Origin of the sequence: Kitasatospora sp. NPDC101235 (assembly GCF_044767505.1) — a bacterium.
Classification (GTDB): domain Bacteria; phylum Actinomycetota; class Actinomycetes; order Streptomycetales; family Streptomycetaceae; genus Kitasatospora.
Genome location: NZ_JBIWNZ010000027.1, coordinates 25,478 through 46,074 on the forward strand (window position 1 = coordinate 25,478; position 20,597 = coordinate 46,074).

Below are 20,597 nucleotides of genomic sequence, written 5' to 3' on the forward strand. Positions count from 1 at the left end.
GTCGGCTTCGGCGAGGCCCAGGGCGGCGTCCCGCAGGGCCAGGCCGACGGGATGGGGTCGCGTGCCGGGAGGGCGGGATGCGGTGAGGTTTGCCGCGAGCGTGACGACGGAAAGGTGGTTCTGGCGTAGCGCCTCGATGTGTTCGGGCGCTGTGTGCAGGGCGTCCGGCCGTCGGAGGGAGTCGAGGTCCGTGCGGGCGATGCGTATTCGGTCGGCGGCGGCGGACAGGTCGGTGCGGAGGGAGGACAGGAACGGGCTCCAGGTGGGGGATCAGAGCCGCTTGGTCATGGAGGGGCCGGCCGCGGGCTGGTGGCTGGGGCGTGCGGCGTCGGGACCGGTGCGGAACGGGCGGGTGAACGCGGAGCGCAGACGGGCGGCGGCTCCGCGGGCGGGGCGGCCGGCCCCGGCGACGGGGCGGGTGGACTTCGCGGCGGATCTGGGTGCCGGGCCGTTGTCGCGCAGGTTGCGGGCGGCCAAGGAGAGCGTCTGGGCAGCGTCCTGATAGAGCCACTGGGCGTGCTGGCAGGCGAGGGGCGTCGGTGAGAGCCGGTGTGTGTCGGCGAGTTCAAGGACCTCGCTGATCCGCTGCAGCGCCATCGCCGACATCGAGACCGCCCGGGTGGTGGCCCGCCGCTCGCGATGGGCGGCGGCGGCCTTCTCGGGTGCGGCGAACGGGTCGCCCGGCCGCAGGGCGGCTTCGGTCAGCCCGGTGTGGAGCACGTGCAGGGCGAAGAGCTGCGCGCCGACCGTGTCAGGGGCAGGCAGGGGGCCGTGCGCGGGTACGGCGGGCCACGAGCCGGCGACCTCGTCGAGCATCGCCGCGAGTTCCCACGCGGTGGGGTGCGCGGTGGACAGAACGGGACTCCTGAGGGTCAGCGGCCTCGGCGCAGCGGGATGACCGGAGCCGTGGGGGTGACGGGTTCGGGGCGGCCGGCGCTCGCGGGCTGGGCGCTGACGATCCGGGACCGGGCGGCGGCAGCCGAGGCCTGCGTGGTGCGGATGGGCAGCGGGACCACCGGTGCTGGGTCTGTGTCGGTGAGCAGGTCGGCGACGGTGGCCAGTTCGCGGGTGGCGATGACGGCCAGGGCGTCGGCGTCGGCGAGCGCCTGCTGGACTCCGCGGGCGCCGCCGGGGTCGAGGAGCCGGGTTGCGGCACCGGCCACAGCGGCCAGGGCCTCACCGGCACGCGAAGCGGTGGCGGCGAACACGGCGAGGGCACGGCGGTCGGATCGGGGATCCGCGACTCGAAAGAGATACTCGTCGCTTGCCTCAGCGGCGATTGCGACCAGGTGGGTCATCGGCCACGCGGCCTGGGAGGGGTGGTCGGTGATGCCGGGAAGCGTGCGGCGAACGGCCTCCAGCCGGTCGGCCAGCGACCGCATCACGACTGTGGGGTCGGTGTCGTTCAGGGCACTCCGATCGTCAGAGGGACACAGCGGGGGTCACCGGCGAGGGGCTGCTGGGGCCGGTCGTGCGGTCGGCGCGGGGGGCCGGGAGACCACTTGGGAGGCCCCGGCCCGCCGCGCCGCCGCGGCGGCACTCGCCTGCCCGGGGCCCGGGGCGAGCACCGAGGCCTGGCCCCTGGCCTTCGCCCGGGCGGCGACCATCCGGGCCGTCGGGCCGGCGGGCTCGGCCACAGCCTGCCGTTCCTGTTTCAGCTCGCGCTTTCGGACCGTGCCGAGCCCGGTGCGGAATCGGCGGATCGTGGCAATGACCTGGCTGAGCTCTTTGTCAGCGGCGACGAACTGGGCCGACACGCGCAGGTTCAGACCGGAGGACTGGAAGTGCGAGCGGTACTTGCTACGGGGGCGGCTCTGGTTGGCCAGGTCGCAGGCGTCGTCGAGGAGTTCGGTGAGCTTGTGCAGGACGGGGCTGGTCCGGGTGGCGGCGAACGCGGGCCCCCAGTCCTCGCCGTAGTTCGCCGGCGCCGGTCCGGTGCGGTGCGAGAGCTCGGCCCGCAGACGGGAGGCGGCGGAGATGTAGTCGGCCAGGGCGCCGATGTCCCGCGCCAGCAGATCCGGTGTCGCGGACCGCGACCGTTTTGCGGTCTGGCGAAGGCTGCGCCGGATGGTGGCCAGCTGGTCGGCGAGGTCGGTCAGACGTTGGACGTCCTCCTCGCGGATATCGGTCACCGGCGGCGACCGGATGGCGCGGACGGCTGGCCGGCAGCAGGAACGGAGGCCGTCGCGGAGACGGCGCGGGAACGCCGGGTGCGGGCGACCTCCGGCGCGGCAGCGGACGGCAACTTCTTGCTCAGCACCACCAACTCGTCCCCTGCGGCGACCGCGGCATTGCGTCCTTCGGTGATCGCGCACAGCATCTGGTAGCCCAGACGCCGCTCCCGCTCGACAGCTTCGGCGTCGTCCAGTTGAGCCGGAGGTCCGTCGTCGAGGAGGATGGCCAGGGCGTGAGCGAGGTGGCGGTGGACGGTGGCGGCTCGCGCCCGTCCGGTGCGGAAGGCCGATGTTGCCGCCGCGAGGCGCCGCGGATCCTGGGCCGGTGTGGAGGCGGCGAGGTCGTACATCCGGGTCGAGCAGTGCCGCAGCACGGTCCTGGCGTTCTCGCACTCTTCGGTGACGGCCTTGACCATGCCGGAACGGCCGGGCACATGGGCTGTCTTGTCGAGGTTCTCCGCGACGAAGGTGAAGATGCGCGCCATCTGCGCCAACTCGGCTTCGTAGCTAATGGCTAGAGGCTCCGAACGAGGAATGGGTGGCTCCTGGAAGGGCTAGCGGCCATGTGCTGCGGCCGGGGCGGGGGCCGCGGCGGAGCTGGCCGGAGGGGCGGTGAGCGAAGTGGGGGCGGGCGTACCGGCGGTGCGGGCGAGGGCGGCCCGGCTGCGCACCGGGGGCAGGGTGGCGGAGCTGCGGCCTGAGCGGGCCTGGTGGCGCAGGGCTTCGCTGGCGTCGGTGAGTGCGAGCCGAGTGTGGGAGAGAGCAAGGTTCAGCTCGCGTTCGGCGCGCTCGCGGACGGCTTCGGCGCGCGGGCTGCTCAGGTCGGCGACCTCGTGGAGGCGAGCGGACATGGCGACGGCACGGCTGATGCTGGACATCGCCCGCCCGACCTCGGAGCTGGCGTCGGCCAGTGCGCGGGCCGTGGCCCGCCGGGTGCTGTCGGCACGCGGCGACGACGCCAGAACGTCGGCGGTCGCGACCAGGTGGGCGTGCCGGTCGCTGATGCGGCCGACGTGCTGGGCCAGCTCGCGCACACCGGGAGGGCCTTGCTCCCGGTACGCACCGGGCAGGGCAGCGGCCACGACATCGAGGCCGTCGGCAGCGGCGCGCAGCCGAGTGGCCTCGGGGCTCGGCGGTCGGGGAGAACTCGTGGAGGGCAGGACGGACTCCTAGGAGGATTAGCTGGACTGAGGGGGAGCGGGTCGGGCGGGCGGATGTCCTGCGGGATGACGGGGTGGTCGGGGTGGTCGGGTTCGTTCAGCGGGTGCTCCTGATGGGGGATCCGCGTGGCGTCGCGGCTTCGGCTGGCGACGGGCGAGAGGCGCCAGGCAAGGCGGCGGTGGGAACCCGGGTGCGCGCGGCTGCGCGCCGGTCGGTCCCACCGGGGACCGGTGTGGGGCCGGATCGGAGAGAGGAGCCGTCGGCGGTGCGCCAGCGATCCTGGACGGCCTCGGCCAGGCCGAGGGTGTGCAGCGCGCAGCCGAGCAGGCGAGCGGCCGGCAAGGAGACATCCCGCGCGAGGAGGCGCACGACGCCGGCCGAAGCGGCACTGTGGCGCAGGACCGAGGCACGCAGGACCCGCTCGCCCCAGTACTGCGGGTCGCCGGTGAAGCCGTCGCGGGTGGCCGCACGCACGCCGTCGGCAGTGACGGCACCGCAGGCGATGGCACCCTGCTGCTGCGCCTCCCAGAGCACGGTCAGCGTGTCGACGGGCTCGCCCCGGCGGGCGAGGGCGGCCAGGGCCTGGTAGACGGCGCCGTGGCCGCGGTCGAGGAAGTCGCCCGGCCGCAGCCACCGGACGATCTGCTGCAGCCCGTCGGGGGCGGCCGTGGCGGAGGAGAGCAGCGCAGCCTCGTCGACCGTGGTCGACTCCCGGACGGCATCGGCCAGTTCGAGCGGCCACGGGCCGGGCAGCGGGCGAGGCCGCTCGTCCAGCGCGCCCCAGAGATCGGCCAGCTCGTGGACGGCCTGGCGCAGCTCGCCGGTCAGCTCCAGCACGCCGTCCAGGTCGCCGGTCCGCGCGGCGTGCTGGAGCCGGTGCGCACGTTCGTGGACTTGGCGGCGGATCGAGGACTCCAGCACCATCCTGGCGTAGGCACGGGCGTGGCGCGGGTACGGGCAGGCGGCGATCAGGCTCGCGCCGTAGCTCGGGCTCAGCCCCCGGCTGGCCGCTCCCGCTGCGGCCATCGCCTCCAGCGCGAAGTCCCGGAGCTGCTTGTCGTCGGCTCCCTCGGCCGCGCCGGGGTGGCCGGCCGTTCGCTGCGCGAGCAGGACCTCGTACAGGGCGGCGTGGGCGGGGCGGAGAAAGTGAGATGATCTCAACCAGGATGCGACGGAGTCGAGTTCCGGGGGAGACAGGAGAAGAGCGCCGAGCAGGGCCTGCTCCGCTTCCAGGTCGGGGGCGAGTCCGGCGGCGGTCACCGTCACCGCGTCCGCCGCGCGACGGTGGCCGCGCCCTGGACCGGTGCGACCCGGTCGCGTACGGGAGCGGGAAGGCCGAGCGGGGCGAGCCCGGTGACCGGGTCGGTGGCGGACAGAAGCGGGGTGGTGCCCGCGTACGCGTCGATCCCGTCGATCCAGTCCCGGGCCTGGGCCAGTGTGCGGAAGCCGCCCTCCGTGATGGTGTACGTCGCGCGCTGCACGTTGACGGTCTCCAGCTGGATGAGGAACCGGCGGCCGACAGCACGCGGGTGCCGATCCTGCAGCAGGACGAAGGTCGCCTCCCGCTCGCCGTTGAAGAACGAGGGGTAGGCGTTGGCAGAGTCCAGGAATCGGTAGCGGTCGCCGCAGCGCCGGACCCGGTCCTCGATCAGCCGGGTGGCTCTGGAGCCGGGGCGGGTGAAGCCGTAGTCCTGTCCGGAGATCAGTCCTTCGGCCCGGTCGCCGGGGCCGAGGTTGTACGGGTCGTCCGGGACCGGCCGGTAGTCGGCGACGGCGCGAGGGTCGGCCCCCCGTCCGACCAGCCAGCGACCCGCCCACCCGAAGGTCGGCGCACCGCGGGCGTGGACGCGGCAGCGGTGGGTGCCCGGGTCGAACGCGACGTGGACGGCGAGGGCCCGGTTCATCCCCGGAGGCCCGCCGATGGTGTTCCAATCGAAAGCCACCAGGAAGCGCTGGTCGCCCGCCTGGTGGGAGCTGACGACCTCGAACAGCTCGGGCTCCAGGGTCAGGTACTCGATGGTGGCCTCGGAAGCCGGGTCCTCGGGCGTCCAGCCGCGCAGGGCCTGGGCGATGTCTTTCACGAGCCTCCTGCTCGGATCGGGATTGTCGGGGTGCCCGTCAGCGGCGGCACGGGCTTCTCCTGGCGGATCGCCTGCCGTCAGCGGGACGGCTTCGCCGGGCGCGGGGGCGGCGCGGACTCCGAGGGCATCACGAAGGCGTCGAGGCCCGGCAGCACCGGCGTCGCGGAGACGATCGCTGCGCCCCGCCGGGCGTGGCCGGCGGCGACGGATCTGGCGGCCGCGGATCTGGCGGCGGCCTGGCTTCGCGGGCCGTAGAGGTTCGTGAGGTAGTGGCGTACCGGATCCCGCCACGGGCGGCCGAGGAGCGGCCCCAGGATCCGGGCGACATCGGTGGGGGCTGCGACATCGGCGGCCTGCCGGAAGCGGGCCGACTCCGAGCCGGTCCACGGGTGGTCCGCCGGCATCCCGACCAGCAGCGCCACTTCCGCCAGTCCGAGCCGCCGTCCGGGGTCGTTCGCCCAGTAGGCGCTGCGGGACCGGCCGGTGAGGGCGGGTGCTGTCCGGTCCGCCGACCACTCGTTGCCGCCCGAGGTGACGCGGTTACCCCGGGTGTTGACCCGAACTCCCGCGCGCCAGCCCAGCGCCTCGGCCGCGGTTCGGGCGGGGACCGGGTCTGCGGGGTCGACGGAGTTGAACTTGACGAATCGGTGCCGGGCGGCGACGAGGTAGGTGCGACGCCGGTGGGAGGCGAGGCCGAGGTCTGCCGCGTCCAGCTGCCAGTGGGCGGAGTCGCACCAGTCGGCCATCTCGAGTACCTCGCCGATCGCGTCCGGCACGACCGGTGGCAGCGCGCCGGACTGTTCCATGGCGAGCCACTGCACGTTGTCGTAGCAGGCGGAGAGGCTGAGTGCCCAGAGCGCGGCCTCGGCGACGAGCCCGATGTCCGGGTCGGTCATCCTGGAGATCGGCTCGCGGGCGTCGTTGCGGGCGATCAGCGGACCTGTCCACCCGCAGTTCCCGTCCCAGACAGGATCGGTGCAGATCAGACAGCTGTCCGCTTCGTCGCACTCGCCGTCGTCGTGCCAGTGCCCGAACGACGCCTCCAGCGCCAGGGGCAACATGTCGAGGAGCAACTCCAAGTTCTCGTGGGCGTGGCCCTGCCGGAGGCCTGCTGGGCTCCAGGTGATGCACGGCGCGCTGACGATCAGGCCTTCGACATGCCGAAGGGCCGGGTGGGTGGGGTCGAGGTGGCGTACGTCGTAGCGGATGCGCCGGAACCCGGCGGCCTCCGCTGTGGCGGCAGCGTCCGCGTCCAGCTCGACGCCGACGACATCGAAGGGCGTGCCCCCGTCGGCGAGGATCTGGAGCCCGACGTCCCAACCGCCGGGGCCGGCGAACAAGTTGACGATCCTGGGCGGGTCTCCGCGGCGCGGCGGGAACAGCCAGGAGACCGGCCATGGGTGTGCGAGCGTGACCAGTTCGCGGTAGGACCACGGTCCCGTCTGCCGTAGTTGAGGGAACCACGCGGGATCCCCGGCCGTGGAGAGGTTGGGCCACCGGCGGGGCGGAAGAGATGTGTACTCCTGCCGCACTACCGGGCTCGACCCGGTGCGGAAGATGCCGATGCGAGCGAGGGCGCCGGTCGGAGTGCCTCGCGGTCCGGCTCCCTCCCTGCACTTGCCGGAGAGGGAGCGCCGAGTTGAGCGGTCGCGGTGGTGCCCAGTGCGGCGGCCCTGCGGGGCGAGCCGGCCGAGGTGGCGTGCGGAAGGCGCAGGCCGACGGCGATCTGGGAGTCGATCTCGTCCAGCGTCTCGACGTGACGGCGAAACGAGCTGGCAAGGTGCGGGCCCGCGATGGAAGGGTCCGAGAGTGCCACCAGGGAGGAGCGCAGGCTGCGCAGGAGCTTGAGGTCGTCCCTGATGGATGTGGTCCGTGTGGCCGGGACGGCCTCCCACTCGCCGGTGAGGTCTTCGAGATCGCCGTAGATCCCGCCGGCCACCTCGTTCAGGACATCGGGATCGAGGTGGGGAAAGGAACTGTCCGCCAGAGCGTGCGGGTGGACCGCACGAAGGTCGACGAGATGGTCCGCGAGCCACCACAGGGCGTCGACCTGGTGCATCGCGGTGAACTGTGGGGCCTCCGCCGGGGCGAAGACCCGGATGTAGGTGTCGACCGCTTCACGGACCGCGTCGGGCAGGATTCCCCTGGCACAGAGCAGATCCCGTTGGTTCTCGCGGGTGAGGGTGCCGGCATCGGAGCGCCCGTCCCGGTTGAACACGGAGTGCTCGGCGAAGCCGAACCAGTTGCCGGGTAGCTCCCCGTACGCACTGGAGACGATGCGGATGTTGATGCCCGTCCACGTGTCGTGGACGCTACCCTGCGCGAGCGTGGCGATGATGACGGCGTCGGCGCGGTGGGTGATCTGCTGGAGGCCGGTGGTGGTTCCATCCGGCAGCGGACGGATGAAACGCAAGGCCTTCGCTTGGTCGACCGTGGTGTACGAGGACGTCAGAAATGGCCTCCGGATAGGGCGGGTATGGCAGTGCCACCGACCGCGTCGAGGTCAGCGGGCGTGGCGGTGCGGGGGTGGGCCGGCCGTGGACCCGCTTCGGCTCGGAAGGAAGGGGTCCAGGACAGGCGGTGGAGCGAGCAGATGGCTGGAATGGGCGAGCGCCGGATGGCGCCGACCGGGTGAAGGTGCGAGCATCCCGGTTGCCACTTCGGTGAGATCGGTGCCGATCGCCTCCAGCCGCCTCCTGGCTTCGGCGAACTTCATGGCCCGGTCGTTGTCATGCCGTTCCCACAGTCGGTCCTCGGCGACCTCGAGAAAGCGGTGTAGTTGGGCGAACGCGCCGTCGTCGTGGTCGACGACGTGCGCGACGACACCGGCGAATTCGAGCGGCCCCTCCGTCGATGACGCCAGGTTGGCCCAGTGCGTGATGCTCGACCCGGGCGGTGTGGTCGGCGGCTGGTGGCTGCGGGCCAGAACCGAGGCGAGACCTGCGTCGAGCAGAGCGTCCTCGTCCTGGGGGCGCGGCCGGCCGCCGGAGCTGTTGTGTCCGACGCCGGGTTGACGGAAGGCGATGGCTGGCTCCAGAGGGGAAGGTTGATCAGGACACTGGGTCGCCGGAGCGGCAGGAGTATGGCGAGCACCCGTCGGTAGGGCCGAACTCGGCCTCGTCGTCGGAGTTTCGGTCCTCCAGGGAGAGCTGCTCGCGGCGGGTCAGCCGGTCGATGGGCGCTTCTCCCAGTGGCACCCGGGAGCGGTGCAGGTACGCCTGGCCGAGCAGCGGGCGGCCGTGGGCGCTGGCCCGGGCGTTGCCGGCGCGGATCTCGCGGTCGAAGGTGACCACGTCCTCCCACTCCGCCGGATCGCCGTCGCGGATCGCGCGCCACTGCGCGTTGCCATGGAACGGACACCCCAGGCACGAGGACTTGGGAGTGCTCTCCAGGCCGTGCTCGGCGAGCAGGCCCAGGCAGTCACCGCGCGACAGGCCCAGCTCGATCAGTGGGAATCGGTTGCGCGTGTATTTGACGTCGGCGTCCTTCGCGCGATGGAATTCATCGGTCGAAATTCCGATCCACTGCTCGGCGAAAACGTCGGCCGGTATTCGCGTCGGGTAGGGGTATCCGAGGATTTCCCGAACCTGTCGCTTGATGGGCTTGATCTTGTATTCGCCGGTGCACTGGCGGCGCGTCATGCCAGGTGAGCCGTCCTGGTTCAGGATGTAGAGCGGCATGCTGGCGAAACGGTGGGACGGGTCCAGGGCGTCGTTCCTGATGTTGCCCGAGGAAACTCGGAGGATGGGTATTCCGGCGGGTTTCGCTATTTCCCGTTCGACGCGGTCGAGGTGCTCGTAGACCTTCTTCGGTTCCCAGCCGGTGTCCGCGAAGATGGCGTAGTCGAGGCGGGGTAGCTCGCCGAGGGTGGACAGGAGCAGCAGGGTGGTGGACTGGACGCCGGCGCCCAGGGACAGGGTGCGTACGGTCGGGGTGCTCGTGGTGGCGGTGCTCACGCGGCGGCCTCCGCCTTGGCCTTGGCCCGCGCGGTGATCGCCGCGGTCTGCCGGGAGGACGCCTTGCCGATCACGCCGGCACCGGATTCCTTGTACCAGGGCCGGAGTTGGAGCAGTGCAGGCTTGATGCCGGTCGCGAACAGCAGCGCCGAGCCCTTCTTGAGGGCGCGGATCTGGTCGGCGGGCAGGATCCGCTCCTGCCGCATCGAGACCGAGGTGGAGCGGCCGGAATCGCTGCTGGAGTGTGAGACGGTCTCGACGTCGTGGTCACCGACGAGCCGGCTCAGCTTGTCGGCGAAGTCCGCGTCGTCGATTCCCGAGCCGACGAGTTTGATCGTGGCGGCGGACCACATGGCGTCCATGCCGACCTCGCCCCACACCCGCTGGCCCTGCCGGTAGGACTGGAGGATTGTGATTGGGATGACCCCGCGGGAGCCCAAGTGCGAGTACAAGTCCGGCAAGTCGCCGATTTTGCACACATTCGCCGCCTCGTCGAGGACGCACAGCAGCGGCGGGTCGAGGCGTCCGCCGTCGCGTTCCGCCTGGATGACGGCGGTGCGCATCACGCTGTCCGCGGCGGCGGCGATCAACGCGCTCGCGCTGCCGCCGCCGTCCTTGCTGAGCAGGTACAGCGTGTCGCGGCGGGTGACGAAGTCGGCTGGCTTGAACTCCGGAAGGGTGTCGTTCGGGGTGACCCAGGCGGAGATCTTCGGGTCCAGCAGGCACGACGCGTACTGCCGGGCGGTCTCGAAGATGCCGTCGCGGGTCTCGACTGCACCGCTGACGGTGCCCTGCAACTGCGCTGCGATCGCCGTGAGTTGATGTTCCTTGAGGACGTCGATCGGGGTGCGGTCGGCGGGCTGGGCGAGCCAGCCGAGCACGTCGGTGATCGGGCGCCCGTCGGTTCCGGCGGCCAGGAACAGTGCGGTCAGCGTGTTGGCGGCGGCGGTGGACCAGAAGTCGCCCTGCTCGTTCTCGTCGACGCTCGCGGTGACGAAGTGCTGGGCGAGGCGGCGGGCGCCGGGGAGGTCCTTGGCGTCGGCCAGCGGATCCCACCACATCGCCTGCTCGGTGTGGGCGATCTGCTGCGGGTCCATCGTCCACGTCCGCCCGGCTTCGGAGCGGGCGTCGTAGGTCACCGTGAACGCGTCGTTCGCGGCCTTGTTGGAGGTGAGCAGGACGGGGCCGGGGGCATTCAGGATCGACGGGACCGCGAGCGAGGTGGTCTTGCCGCTTCGGGGTGCCATGATCGCTACGGCGACGTCCTCCCAGGACGTGCGGACCTCGGGTCCGCCGTCGCCGAGGTTGCCGAGGAGGATCCCGGTGTCGGCGGGCTTGATCGACCCCGGCTTGGCGTCGGCGAGGCTGGGGCGAAGGCTCCTGGCCTTGGCCGAGACCTCCTTGGGTAGCAGGACGGCCAGGTCGCGGCTGGTGGCCAGCCCGGCGCTCTTCTTGGACCGGCGGTGCTTGAGCACCTGCGTTACGCCGATGCCGGCCAGGGCGGCGAAGAGCGTGCCGGGGACGATGCGGGCGCCGATCATGACCTGGAGCGGGCCGAGCTCCGGCCATAGGCGGTCGGGGTGCAGTGCGGCGACGACCGGCTGGTACGGCTGCCAGGGACCGCTGCCGAAACAGGAGTTGGTGAGGTTGCCGCCGGCCCAGGCAAGAGAGCCGTAGGCGGCGAGGGCGAGGCCGGCGCCTATGAGGGTGTAGAGGACGGCATCGGTGCCGGGGCTGGAAGAGGGGGCTTTGGGGGAGGGAGAGGGGGAAGGCAGAGAGGATCCTTGCGGGAAGCCCGGGCACGGGGGATGGGCACGGGCGTGGAGAAGGCCGCAGCCGTGGTGCGGTCCTGGGGACGGGCTGGCGGCGGCGCGGTGCGGTCACGCGCTCGCGACTCAAGCCGGACAATCCGCTGGTCAGCGGGAGGGTGATGCCGGTCGGTCCGCCGGGGCCCACGGCCGGGTGGCGGCCGGCGGCATCGCGGAGGCGACGGGCCGGTGCCCGGTGTGCGTGGTTGCGGCACGGTGCCGGACGTGGGCGAGGTCCGCCAACTGGCAGGCTGCGAGCGCCAGGGAGTGGTCGCGGTGCAGCCCTGGTGCGGTGGCGTCGGCGCGCATCAGCGGAGCGATGATCCGGACCTCGTGGCTGTCGGTCCGCAGCGCGATCCACCGGCATCCGGCCGAGGGGTCGTCGGCCGGCACGATGCCGGTGGCGGCCAGGACCCGGCGGACGGTGGCCGCCCACTGGGCGTCGGTCAGGCGAGGGGCGTCGGGGTGGTCACGGATGGTGCAGTGCCACACGTCGCGGCTACGGCCCGGGAGCGCACCCTCCTTCGGGCGGTGAGCCTGGAGGAGGGCGTTCAACTCGGCTGCCAGGCAATCGAGTTCTGGAGTTCCCGGTGGCGGGAGTTCGGCGATCCCGCGCCAGGCGCCGACGACGCTCACCGGAGGGCCGCCGCCCGGCCGGCGCAGGGCATGGTGCTGCGCGGCGGTCAGCAGGTCACGGGTGCTCGCGTACCGCGTGATCGAGGGAATCAGGGAGAACCGTTTCTTTACCGGCCCGGGGAGCGGTGTGGTTCGGGCGTGTGCATGGTCGGGGTGGGGGTGTTCGGGGCCGGCCCCCGATCGGCGCCGGGGGCCTGGGCGGTAGTGGTGCGCGCGGCGGCGGAGCGGATGCGAGCCGCTCCGGCGGCGAGGTCACGGATCTGCGCGGGCAGGTCGGTGAGGTCGGCGCCGGCTTCCCAGATCTCGTCCGCGGCCCGGCCCAGCGGTTGCCAGAGGTACGTGCCGCCGGGCCGGGCTTTGGTCCACCGGCTCGCGGTCGCGACCACGTCGGACACCGCTTCGAGGGTGCCGCCGTCGCGGGTGATCTCCTGGAGCAGGTCGGCGACCTCGGCGGGGTCGGTGGAGTCGCGGATCCGTGCGGCGACTTCGCGTAGGCCCTTGGTGAGAAGCGCTGCCGAGGTGGCCTGGGTGCGCTCCTGAGGCAGCGGGTTCATCGCGCTCTTCCCGGGGTGGCGGCCGGAGGGCCGGGCCGGGTGGCGGCCTCGGGCGGGGCCGACGGGGCTGGCGTGCTGGAAGCGAGTCGGGCGGCCTGGGCTCGGTGGGCGAGTTCGGCGTTCCCGGGTCGGTGGGAATCCCATGGCCACTGGCCGCCGATCGCGTACAGTCCGCGGTCGTCCGGGACGACGTGCATTCGTCCGCCGTCGCCGTCGTACCCCCTGGGCCAGGTGTAGATCAGCGAGCCGTCCGGCTGGAAGGCGGCCTCGAAGCCGGCGCTGTCGGCGAGCATGTCGGCGACGACCCGCTCGGCGACCGGGCGGGTGAAGAGCACGGTGCCGTAGGGGTCGACATAGCCGCGCCGGGTCGGTGCGAGGCCTGGCAGGAGGTCGCGGTCCGAGCCGTCGACCGTCCAGTAGTGGACGCGCTCGTTGCCGCGGACTTCGGGTCCGTCCCACAGCCTCTGTTCGGTGGCCAGGGCTGCTGCCGCGGCCTCGGCAGGACTGGCATGGTCGGCCATCAGCGCGCGGGCGCCGGGCAGGTGGAGGGCAGCCTCCTCCAGGGAGTCGAGCAGACTCTCCTCGACCCTGGCGAACCCTTGGCAGAGTTCGTTCAGGTGCGGGCTGGCCTCGTGGGGACTGAGGGCGTGATCCCAGGCAGCGAGGTCGGCCCGGGCGATGTCAGCTGCCTCGGAGGTGAGTTGGAGCAGGCCCTGTGGGGAGACGAGGGCTGTGAGGAGGTTCTGGCTGAGCCGGCCGTCATCGGCGTCGATCTGGTCGGCGAGGCTGCGTAGCCGCTGGGCCAGGGCCAGGCGGGTGGAGTGGGTCAAGCTCGGGTTCTCCGGAGGTCGGGGGCGTGGGAACGGACGGACGCGGTGGCGCCGGTGAGGGAGGCGGCGGTGGTGCGCACGGCGGGGGACCGGGTGCGGGCGGCCGAGGCCCGGGCGGCCGGGAGGGTGTCGGAGTGCGGGTAGGCCACCTGGGAAGCGGTCCGCTGGAGAGTGGTGAGGGCCTCGGCGCTCGCGTCGAGCCAGTCGGCGATCTCCTCGCGCTCGTGCGGGAGTCCGCGGGCGTCACGCGCGCAGCCCGCCGCGGTGCGCAGCAGCTTGCGGGTGCCGTCGGCGACGTTGAGCGGGCCGGTGATCATCTGGGCGGCAACGTCGGCGAGTTCGCGCAGGTCGTCCATCCGGGGGAGCAGCTCGGTGAGTTCGTCGAGCGTGCGCCGCAGGTCGGCGAGGACCTCCAGTGCCTCCTCGCCGGTCGCGGAGAGCCGAAGTTGCGGATCGACCTCGACGTCGTACCCGGCGCGCTCCAGCCGGTGGGCCGCTTCGCCGACCAGGGCGCGGAAGACGAGCGGGCCGTCGGTCATACCCAGGGACAGGGGCTGGTCGGCGGCGCGGGCAGGGGTGAAGCCGGACTTCGTCAGGAGCGCGCGGGCCGTAGCGTCGGCGCCGCTGGCGCAGGCGGCGCCGAACCGGCCCGGCGTGATGCGGATCGGGCCGGTCACCGCCGTGCCGTGTGGCCGAGCGTAGTGGTGATCGGTGCGGCGGGCACCGGGGCCGGGAGCTGCACGGGCCGCGGGACGTGCCGGGTCTGGGACATGGTGCGCTGGGCGGCGCCGGCCCGGGGTGAGAGGTCGGCGGTGTCGGTGGGGAAGTCGAGGCCGAAGGCTCGCAGCCGAGTGGTGATCTGCTCCAGGTGCAGCCGCAGCAGGACGGTGGTGGCGCTGGCCTGGCCGAACTGCTCGGCGGTGGCGCCGGCGGAGCGCGCGGGGCTGGCTCCGCTGGCGGCCTCGGCCGCGCGCCGCAGGGCCTCCTCGATCTCGTGCAGCAGGGGTTCGAGGAGCGCGACGGGACGGGCGATGTCGGCCGGCAGGGTGCTGTCGGCGAGGGAATCACTCAAGCGGCGCACCGCCCAGGCGGCGACGCGGGCGGCTTCCGCGTCGTCGGGTCGGCTGTGGGAGAGTGCGGTGGTCAGGCTCACATCGCCCCCTAGAACGGGTTCTCGACGACACGGTCGGCGTCGGTGGCGGCGGCGAGCAGCTCCGGCAGGTCTGCGGGGGCGGCCTCGCGCTGGTCCACCCACCAGCCGGCACGGTCGATCGCGCGGGCCAGGCCCTCGACCTCCTGCCACCGGTCCTCGCTGAACTCGCCCTCGGTGACGAGGTTGCGGTAGGCGCCGGTCACGAGCTGGTGACGGCAGCGCCCGCCCCAGTCGAGGATCGCCGCCGGTCCGGACAGCGGCGGCATCCGGTACTGCTCGGCCCAGTCGGCGGCGGCCTGCTGCTCCTCGGCCCGGCGGGCGGCGATCCAGGCCGCGCGCTCCTCGCCGCGGTCGCCGTCTCGCTGGGCGCGCCAGCAGTCGGTGCAGTCGCGTCCGGCGAGCCAGCGGGCGTACCCGGCCCGCCGGTCGGCCGGCCTGGCGCCGAGGTCGTGCTCGTGCTCGTGTCCGCAGGAGTGGGTGACCACCCACGTGGTCTGAACGGCCATGTCGTCTGGCCTCCTTGGAAGTCGGGGAATCAGTGGCGGTGCTGCTGTACGGCTGGCTCGGCCTTGCGGGCCAGGATGGCGGCGACGAGGTCCGGCTGGACGGCGACGGTGTACCGGCTGCGGCGGAGGCGGGCGGTCGCCCGGGCGACGGCGGGAAGGCCGTCGTCCTCGGGGCGGTCGGTGGCCGGGGCCCGGTAGAGGTCGAGGGCCGGCACGTGCTGCCACCCGGTTCGGGTGAGCAGCGGGGCCGGGTTGATCGGCAGGTCGTCGGCGACGGCGGCGACGATGCCCAGCTTCGGGTGCCGGCCGATCGCGACGTCGGGCTCGTCGGCGTTGCCGGGGCGGGCGGCGGCGCAGGTGTCGAACTCGGGGTCGGTGAGCACCCGGTGGCCCATGGTCCGCAGGGCACGGACGGCGGCCACGGCCCGTTCCCGGCTGCCGCGCCGGGGGGCGGTGAGGCGGAACGATCCCAGGGCGGCGGGGGCGGGAACGAAGCCGAGCTGCGGCAGGAGCGCGTCCGCGATCCGGAAGGCCATGGCGCTCGGTGTGGCCGAGACCGTGCCGGTGTGGGCGTTGCGGGAGATCGTGATGTCGGCGGTGTCGTCGTTCCCCGGGAGTGCGGACACGTGGGCTCCTCAACGGTCTTGAGCAGGGGAGTGTTGGTCAGCGGGTGTGGATGCCGTAGGCGCGGCGCGGGTCGACGGGCCGCGCGGCGGCTTCGACCGGCTGCGTGGCGGTGACCCGGCCCAACCGCAGGCTGGTGGCGGTGGCCGCCTGGGCGCGGGCACCGAGTTCGGGCGCGACGGTCGGCCGGGCGGCCTGGACGGGGCGGGCAGCTCGGGCTGGTGCGGCGGCGGAGATCGTGGCCAGGTCGCGGCGGACACCGCCGAGGGTGGTCTGCGCTTCGTCCAAGACCGCGGACACCTGCTCGGGGTCCAGGGCCTGGGGGTCGTCGCGCAGTTGCTGGTCGAGCGCGGCCAGGATCTCCTGAACCGCAACGAGCGTGTCCTGCCGGTTGCTGAGCAGCGCGCCCATCCGGCTGTCCGTCCCGGCCCGGTCGGGGGCCGCGCGCAGCTGGGTGGCGAACGGGTCGAGGCCTACCACCGGCTTGACGGCGCCCGCTTCCTGCCGCGGTGCCGGGAAGATCCGGGTGGCGAACGGGTCCTGTGAGGGGTCCTGTGTCTCGGCGTTGTCGGCGATCTTGACCAGGTGGGTGCGGAACGCCTCGCCGGGCTCGCCGGGAGCGTGATCGGGGTCGAACGCCGCGTCCGAGGCGACGGTCAGTCCGGCCGCCCGAAGCCGGGCGACGGTGTCCGTGGCCCGCTCGATGCCGCCCGCCTCGGGCCGGGTGAGGGAGTACAGGCTCGGATGGTTCGGCACTCGATAGAAGCCGGCCTGTGCCAGGAGTTGCACCGCGGCCGGGCTGTCCGTGCTGTTGGTCGCGGTGATCCCGTGCTCCGGGTGGCGGCCGACGGCGACGTCCGGGTGCTGCCCCGCAGTCGGCGGAGGAGGCTGAGGAAGGACGCGGCCGGGGGTGACGACCTGAGCACCCGGGGCAGTGGCGAGGGAGGACGGCGAGGGGTGCCCGGGGTGCGTGCCGGGGGTGTAGTCGAAGGAGGGGTCCGGGTGGACCTCGGCGCCGGTGGCGCGCAGGGCGGCCACGGTCTGCCGGGCGTGGAGGATCAGGCTGTCGGTCCGGCCGGTGAACGCCATGCCCGTGCTGCCGGGGATCGGGGTGAAGCCGTAGTCGGCCAACAGGCGGCGCTGGCGGTAGGTGGCGTTCTCCAGCCCGGAGGCGGTGACGCCGTGGTCGGGGTGGCTGAAGATGCGGATGGCGGGGCTGTCGCTGATGCGTGCTCTCCTAGAGCGTGGCGGCGGTGGAGGGGGCGGCGGTCAACGTCCGGGCGGCGGGGGCGGCCTGGATGATCGGGCCGGCCGGCAGTCCGAGTGCCGAGACGGCGCTCGCCGCGGTCGCGCGGGCGCTGCGCGCGGTGGTGATCGGCGCCTCGACGACGGAGCCGGTGTCGGCCAGCGCGGTCTGGACGGTGGACAGGCTCTCGGCCAGTGCGCTCGTCTGGTGGCGGGCGATGCTCACCTGCGCCCCGAGTACCTCGCTTTGCTCCGGGGGGAGTCGGGCGACGAACTCCTGTGTGGAGTCGATCAGTTCCAGGAGGTTGGGCAGCGCTCCGACCCTCGGATCGAGGGCGGTGTCGAGCACGTCGGCGACGTCCCGGCTGTCGGTGAGGCTGCGGAGGTGGACCGTTTCGACGGCGAGGTCCTCGGCGGCCTCGGCGAGCCGGTCGGCTCCGGCCGGCGGAGCCGAGAGTCCGACCGTGGCGACCTGCAGGCCGAGGCCCTGCAGGACCAGGCTCGCCCGCGCCGCCGCTGCCAGGGCCCGCCGCTCGTCCGTGTCCGCGGGCGGCAGGTAGATGTCGCGGTCGGGCGCGCTGCCGTCGTAGCGGAACCCGAACTGGCGCAGCACATCGGGCACGAGCCCCTCGGTGGAGTCCGTCGCGGTCGCCGCGACGATCCCGTCCGTCGGGTGGCGGGCGAAGACGACGTCCACCCCGGTCAGCGGCATCCGTGGAGCCTGCGTGGTGGGCGCGTTCAACGAGCCCGCCTGGTGGAGCCAGGCTGCCTGGGCCGCGCGGGCGACCGCTTCCGGGCCGCTGAAGACGTACTCACCGTCGTCTGCGCCGGGCTCGGCGCCGTTCTGCCTCAGGAGTCGGTGGGTGCTGTCGGGAGCGTCGGGCCCGAGCCGGGCGATGATGGCACCGTCCGGGCCCGGACCGAAGGAGATGTCGGACAAGGGGGTCCTCAGCTGTCGAAGTGGGAGGTGGGTCAGCGCCGGCGGCTCGCGGCGGCGGACGGCGGCGCAGCGGCGCCGGGGGTTGGGCGCCGTCCGGGGGCGAAGCGCCGCGAGGCCGCAGCGGCGCTGGCCCGGACAGCGGTCGGCGGGCGGGTGTCGCGAAGAAGCATCTGGCGGAAGGCCCGGCGGGTGTGGCCGGCGAACTCCTCGGGCACGTCGCCGGTGATGTACATCGCGCTCTCGGGCAGCCGGTGGAGCAGCTCCAGGTAATGGTTCGGCCGGCCGCGCTCGGAGGCGATCATGAACTCGGTGTCGTCGAACGTGCGCCGCGCCTCCACCAGCAGCTCACCGGATGCGATCCGCTCGGTGATCACCCGTGAATCGGGCGACTGGGCCCGGCCGAGCCGGCGGACGGCCTCCGTCCTGGCCTCCCTCGCCACGGCCCCGGCGTTGTGGAACGGCCCTTCGGAGGTCAGCCAGTCGTAGTGCCGTACGACGTCGGGGGACCGTTGCTGCGGGGCATGCCAGTTGCGCACCTGGACACCGGCCTCGGCCAGCTGCCGGACCGCGAGGGCCGCGGCATCGGCCTGCTCGAACATCATGATCATCGGGGACATGTGCCAGGCCCCGAGCGGCTCGGCCCGGTTCACGAAGCCGGCCTCGCCGAGGATCTCCCTGACGTCGGTGTCGAGCTGCTGCGGCGCGATGACGAACTCGCCCCAGTCGTGGTTCCAGCCGAAGGTGGCGACGTCGGACCGTCGGGTGGCGCTCATCGGTGCCGGGCGCAGCCAGTCGGGCTCAGGGCCGGTTGCGTGGCGGGCGGCTCAGGCTGCTGTAGTTCCTTGATGCGGGCCAGCAGGTCGGACTCGGCCTGGTCGCGGGTGGCGGCGGCGTCCTCAAGGATCTCCACTTGGTCGGACAGGTCGGCGAGCAGGTGGTCGTCGACCCGGCGCTGGCGGTCGGCGCAGATCATGAGCCGCATGCGCTCGAACGCGACGTGCGTCTCGGCTTTCACCAGCGCGCGGTGGGCGTCCAGCACACGGGCGACGTTGGCCTCCAGGCGTGCTTCCTCGGCGTGCAGCGCGGCGATACTGATGCCGACGGCCGCCTCCACGCGGTCGTCCAGGCGGGTGAGACAAGCAGGCAAGAATCAGCTCCAGGACAAGGGGAAGGAGAACGAGGGCCGATGGGGAGGCAACAAGCAGGGCGGGGAAACGCAGGAAGCCGGGGCGTCCCGAGTTCGAGTCGTCAGCGCGTCCGACCGACGGCAGGCGTGGCCAGGGGAACAGGTGCGGGCGCACCGTTCGGAGCGGTCGTCCGTACGGGCGTGGCGGAGCGGACGGTGCCGGAGGAAGCCCGCGCCGCCGAGGCAGCCGGCGACGGCGGAGGGGTCACGGGCAGCGGGCCGGTCGGCGGCCAGCGCGCGGCGTAGTCGCTGAAGTCGGAGGTCGGGTCGGTGTCCCAGGGCACCACGGGGCCGCGGTCGTAGTCGTACAGGCCGATGACCTCGATTCCGTCCGCGTGCAGGACGTACGCCCAGTTCAGGCCGCCGGTGGTCTGCTCAGTGACGATGTCCTTCGAGGGCGGTGATCCGTCCGGGGTGATGATGCCGTCGGCGCTGAACTGGCTGCTGGGGTAGGGGCCTCGACGGAGCCACCGGTCCCGTAGTTCATCGGGGGCTCCGTCCAGCAGATCGGTGCCGATCCCTTCCCAGCCGATCACTGGGGTGTCGATCAGGTGGTGGGACAGGGCCTCGACGTCGCCGTGGAAGCGGTACTGCCGGGCGGACAGGAGCAGGGGAAGCATGTGGCTGGGGTAGCCGTCGGAGTGGCAGTAGATGCCCGTGAAGCCGACACCGGTGGGACGGGCGATGACAGAACGAGTGGACAGGTAGCGCTCCTTGAGGGGAGGAGGAGGCGGTGCCGAGCAGGGTGGTTGGACGCCGCTGCTGGACGGGGCTATCGGCTGCGACCGGGGCCCGCAGCGGGCGGTCGCGTCGGGCCAGCCGGACGCTGTGTCTCGCCGACGAGCCGCGCTGCGGTTGCGGACGAAGCCTGAGCCCGCTGTTGAGGGGTGAACCGGGCCGGCAGCCGCAGCTCTGTTCTCTCGTCCACGGTCAGGAACCCCTCGCGTTCGAGTGCGTCCGCTGCCAGGACGGAGCCGCTGGTCGCCATGACGATCCTGCCGAGCACCGGGTGAGGTGCGATCGTGACGAGCGGCACGTAGGTTGGACTGCTCGGGGACGTCACGGGCGGGCCCCGGCGGCGGCCCGCGGCGCCACCATGTGCGGGGCCGCCGCCGGATCCTGGAGGGCAATCCCGGCGGCGTTCTCGACGTACCGGGTGGATCGAGAGGCGGACACCGCAGCCCTGCGCGGCTCCGGCAGCGGGAACGGGAGGGTCAGCGGGTGGCCGAAGACGGCCGCCGCCGCGTCCAGGTCCGGGTACTCCGTGGTGCCGAAGAAGCCGGTGCCGCCGTCGGTGGAGAGGACCGCAGCCGCACCGTCCGCCGGAAAGCTGGCCAGCAGGTGTCGGGCCCCGTCCGCCGTGCTGAGCTGGGCATGGACCACCAGCCGGCCCGCGATCAGGTCCGAGGTCAGGTGGTGGGCCCAGATCGTCCCGGGCGCACGGGTCAGGGTGGGCTCTTCCGTCGCCGGCTGCGTGACGGACTGCTGCCGCTCCGCCTCGGAGTACAGGCGCAGGACGTCGTGGCCGGCCGCGTTCAGCAGGCGGGTGGCCTCGGCGACGAGCCGCGGGGTTACCGACGGCGCGGTGGTGCGCGGGGTCCGGTGAAGGCCGGTCGCGTCGTCGCGGACGAGTCCGGCGTGCTCCAGCCACTGCCTGCTGGAGCGGTCGACGGACAGGGCGGCGACGGTGTCGAGGACGGGGTGGACAGCGAAGGTGATGGGTGGGGGCACGTTCCTCCGTGC

General features: G+C 73.0%; 24 protein-coding genes. All 24 read right to left on the minus strand.

What is annotated here, in order from left to right; translation table 11 throughout:
* Positions 1–270: 270 nt before the first annotated feature.
* The 24 genes from ACIRRH_RS33510 to ACIRRH_RS33625 all read right to left on the minus strand — a co-directional run bounded on the left by ACIRRH_RS33510 (position 271) and on the right by ACIRRH_RS33625 (position 20,585).
* Entirely contained in the window at positions 271–816 is a 546-nt protein-coding gene (locus ACIRRH_RS33510) for a hypothetical protein (RefSeq protein WP_403074903.1), read from the minus strand.
* 56 nt (positions 817–872) lie between these two features.
* Positions 873–1,382: a hypothetical protein gene (locus ACIRRH_RS33515; RefSeq protein ID WP_403074906.1), complete on the minus strand. Its 510-nt coding sequence runs from the start codon at positions 1,380–1,382 to the stop codon at positions 873–875.
* Positions 1,383–1,442: 60 nt separating this feature from the next.
* The gene (locus tag ACIRRH_RS33520) at positions 1,443–2,132 is read right to left on the minus strand and encodes a hypothetical protein (RefSeq protein WP_403074908.1); all 690 of its coding nucleotides are present in this window, start codon (positions 2,130–2,132) and stop codon (positions 1,443–1,445) included.
* Positions 2,129–2,668: a hypothetical protein gene (locus tag ACIRRH_RS33525; protein WP_403074911.1), complete on the minus strand. Its 540-nt coding sequence runs from the start codon at positions 2,666–2,668 to the stop codon at positions 2,129–2,131. The genes ACIRRH_RS33520 and ACIRRH_RS33525 overlap by 4 nt, the downstream gene beginning before the upstream one ends.
* Positions 2,669–2,728: 60 nt before the next feature.
* Positions 2,729–3,256 (minus strand): hypothetical protein, encoded by a 528-nt coding sequence (locus ACIRRH_RS33530; RefSeq protein ID WP_403074914.1) that lies wholly within the window; start codon positions 3,254–3,256, stop codon positions 2,729–2,731.
* Positions 3,257–3,431: 175 nt separating this feature from the next.
* The gene (locus ACIRRH_RS33535) at positions 3,432–4,601 is read right to left on the minus strand and encodes a DnaB-like helicase N-terminal domain-containing protein (protein ID WP_403074916.1); all 1,170 of its coding nucleotides are present in this window, start codon (positions 4,599–4,601) and stop codon (positions 3,432–3,434) included.
* Complete coding sequence (locus tag ACIRRH_RS33540) at positions 4,598–5,416, minus strand: hypothetical protein (protein ID WP_403074918.1); 819 nt, start codon at positions 5,414–5,416, stop codon at positions 4,598–4,600. Before ACIRRH_RS33540 ends, ACIRRH_RS33535 begins: the two co-directional genes overlap by 4 nt.
* Positions 5,417–5,493: 77 nt before the next feature.
* Positions 5,494–6,756, minus strand: coding sequence for a DNA cytosine methyltransferase (locus tag ACIRRH_RS33545; RefSeq protein ID WP_403074921.1), 1,263 nt, complete (start codon positions 6,754–6,756; stop codon positions 5,494–5,496).
* A 191-nt stretch (positions 6,757–6,947) separates the two neighbouring features.
* Positions 6,948–7,829 carry a hypothetical protein gene (locus ACIRRH_RS33550; protein ID WP_403074924.1) on the minus strand — a complete coding sequence of 294 codons (882 nt, stop codon included), beginning with the start codon at positions 7,827–7,829 and terminating at the stop codon, positions 6,948–6,950.
* Between the two features lie 637 nt (positions 7,830–8,466).
* A complete protein-coding gene (locus ACIRRH_RS33555) occupies positions 8,467–9,300 on the minus strand; it encodes a hypothetical protein (protein ID WP_403075100.1) in 834 nt (277 codons plus the stop codon).
* A 68-nt stretch (positions 9,301–9,368) separates the two neighbouring features.
* Positions 9,369–10,913 carry a type IV secretory system conjugative DNA transfer family protein gene (locus ACIRRH_RS33560; protein WP_403074927.1) on the minus strand — a complete coding sequence of 515 codons (1,545 nt, stop codon included), beginning with the start codon at positions 10,911–10,913 and terminating at the stop codon, positions 9,369–9,371.
* 375 nt (positions 10,914–11,288) lie between these two features.
* Positions 11,289–11,816 (minus strand): hypothetical protein, encoded by a 528-nt coding sequence (locus ACIRRH_RS33565; protein ID WP_403074930.1) that lies wholly within the window; start codon positions 11,814–11,816, stop codon positions 11,289–11,291.
* A 107-nt stretch (positions 11,817–11,923) separates the two neighbouring features.
* Entirely contained in the window at positions 11,924–12,370 is a 447-nt protein-coding gene (locus ACIRRH_RS33570; RefSeq protein ID WP_403074933.1) for a hypothetical protein, read from the minus strand.
* Positions 12,367–13,200 (minus strand): hypothetical protein, encoded by an 834-nt coding sequence (locus tag ACIRRH_RS33575; protein WP_403074935.1) that lies wholly within the window; start codon positions 13,198–13,200, stop codon positions 12,367–12,369. The genes ACIRRH_RS33570 and ACIRRH_RS33575 overlap by 4 nt, the downstream gene beginning before the upstream one ends.
* Complete coding sequence (locus ACIRRH_RS33580) at positions 13,197–13,877, minus strand: hypothetical protein (RefSeq protein ID WP_403074936.1); 681 nt, start codon at positions 13,875–13,877, stop codon at positions 13,197–13,199. The genes ACIRRH_RS33575 and ACIRRH_RS33580 overlap by 4 nt, the downstream gene beginning before the upstream one ends.
* Positions 13,874–14,353, minus strand: a complete 480-nt coding sequence (locus ACIRRH_RS33585) for a hypothetical protein (protein ID WP_403074939.1) — start codon at positions 14,351–14,353, stop codon at positions 13,874–13,876. Before ACIRRH_RS33585 ends, ACIRRH_RS33580 begins: the two co-directional genes overlap by 4 nt.
* A gap of 8 nt (positions 14,354–14,361) precedes the next feature.
* Positions 14,362–14,859 (minus strand): hypothetical protein, encoded by a 498-nt coding sequence (locus tag ACIRRH_RS33590; RefSeq protein WP_403074942.1) that lies wholly within the window; start codon positions 14,857–14,859, stop codon positions 14,362–14,364.
* A gap of 29 nt (positions 14,860–14,888) precedes the next feature.
* Positions 14,889–15,485, minus strand: coding sequence for a hypothetical protein (locus ACIRRH_RS33595; RefSeq protein WP_403074945.1), 597 nt, complete (start codon positions 15,483–15,485; stop codon positions 14,889–14,891).
* A 37-nt stretch (positions 15,486–15,522) separates the two neighbouring features.
* Positions 15,523–16,614 (minus strand): hypothetical protein, encoded by a 1,092-nt coding sequence (locus ACIRRH_RS33600; RefSeq protein WP_403074948.1) that lies wholly within the window; start codon positions 16,612–16,614, stop codon positions 15,523–15,525.
* A gap of 106 nt (positions 16,615–16,720) precedes the next feature.
* Positions 16,721–17,668 carry a hypothetical protein gene (locus ACIRRH_RS33605; protein ID WP_403074950.1) on the minus strand — a complete coding sequence of 316 codons (948 nt, stop codon included), beginning with the start codon at positions 17,666–17,668 and terminating at the stop codon, positions 16,721–16,723.
* Between the two features lie 32 nt (positions 17,669–17,700).
* Entirely contained in the window at positions 17,701–18,441 is a 741-nt protein-coding gene (locus ACIRRH_RS33610) for a hypothetical protein (RefSeq protein WP_403074953.1), read from the minus strand.
* Positions 18,438–18,815: a hypothetical protein gene (locus ACIRRH_RS33615; protein ID WP_403074954.1), complete on the minus strand. Its 378-nt coding sequence runs from the start codon at positions 18,813–18,815 to the stop codon at positions 18,438–18,440. Before ACIRRH_RS33615 ends, ACIRRH_RS33610 begins: the two co-directional genes overlap by 4 nt.
* Positions 18,816–18,916: 101 nt before the next feature.
* Positions 18,917–19,474, minus strand: a complete 558-nt coding sequence (locus ACIRRH_RS33620; protein ID WP_403074957.1) for a hypothetical protein — start codon at positions 19,472–19,474, stop codon at positions 18,917–18,919.
* Between the two features lie 439 nt (positions 19,475–19,913).
* Positions 19,914–20,585 carry a hypothetical protein gene (locus tag ACIRRH_RS33625; protein WP_403074959.1) on the minus strand — a complete coding sequence of 224 codons (672 nt, stop codon included), beginning with the start codon at positions 20,583–20,585 and terminating at the stop codon, positions 19,914–19,916.
* Positions 20,586–20,597 lie beyond the last annotated feature (12 nt).